Genomic DNA, 618 nt, shown 5'->3' with positions numbered 1-618 from the left:
AGCAAAAAGGCGCCTTTAGGGCGCCTTTCTACATTGGTGGGGCGTGCAGGATTCGAACCTGCGACCAATTGATTAAAAGTCAACTGCTCTACCAACTGAGCTAACGCCCCGAATGGTGGGTGATGACGGGCTCGAACCGCCGACCCCCTCCGTGTAAAGGAGGTGCTCTACCAACTGAGCTAATCACCCAAACTTCGGTACTACTTTAAAAAATGGTGGGGCGTGCAGGATGATTCGGCCTTTGGCCTCACCCTTCGGGTCGTTGCTACGCAACGCTGTTTCGCTTACGCTCAACTCGAACCTGCTGCAGGTTCAAACCCTTCACGACTCACTTGCACAGAATACTCAAATATTGGTGGGGCGTGCAGGATTCGAACCTGCGACCAATTGATTAAAAGTCAACTGCTCTACCAACTGAGCTAACGCCCCGCGGTGCGGTTACTGCTGTATCGAAGATGCTTTCACTCGAGGAGTGGTGGGGCGTGCAGGATGATTCGGCCTTTGGCCTCACCCTTCGGGTCGTTGCTACGCAACGCTGTTTCGCTTTCGCTCAACTCGAACCTGCTGCAGGTTCAAACCCTTCACGACTCACTTAATTCGCACTACATCATAATTGGT

General features: G+C 52.8%; 3 tRNA genes and 2 other RNA genes. All 5 read right to left on the bottom strand.

The features are described 5' to 3' along the window. Positions 1-34 precede the first annotated feature (34 nt). The 5 genes from GBAG_RS21735 to GBAG_RS22450 all read right to left on the bottom strand — a co-directional run bounded on the left by GBAG_RS21735 (position 35) and on the right by GBAG_RS22450 (position 599). Positions 35-110: transfer RNA gene (locus tag GBAG_RS21735), tRNA-Lys, on the bottom strand. A 3-nt stretch (positions 111-113) separates the two neighbouring features. Next, positions 114-189 (bottom strand) — tRNA-Val (locus GBAG_RS21730). A 24-nt stretch (positions 190-213) separates the two neighbouring features. Beyond that, positions 214-339: non-coding RNA, RtT sRNA (locus GBAG_RS22455), on the bottom strand. A 14-nt stretch (positions 340-353) separates the two neighbouring features. Next, a tRNA-Lys gene (locus GBAG_RS21725) sits at positions 354-429 on the bottom strand. Between the two features lie 44 nt (positions 430-473). Further along, positions 474-599, bottom strand: a non-coding RNA gene (locus GBAG_RS22450) — RtT sRNA. Between the last annotated feature and the right edge of the window lie 19 nt (positions 600-618).

Origin of the sequence: Buttiauxella agrestis ATCC 33320 (genome assembly GCF_000735355.1) — a bacterium.
In the GTDB taxonomy this organism is placed as follows: Bacteria; Pseudomonadota; Gammaproteobacteria; order Enterobacterales; family Enterobacteriaceae; genus Buttiauxella; species Buttiauxella agrestis.
Note: the sequence above shows the minus strand (reverse complement) of the source record. Positions and strands in the feature narration are given on the sequence as shown.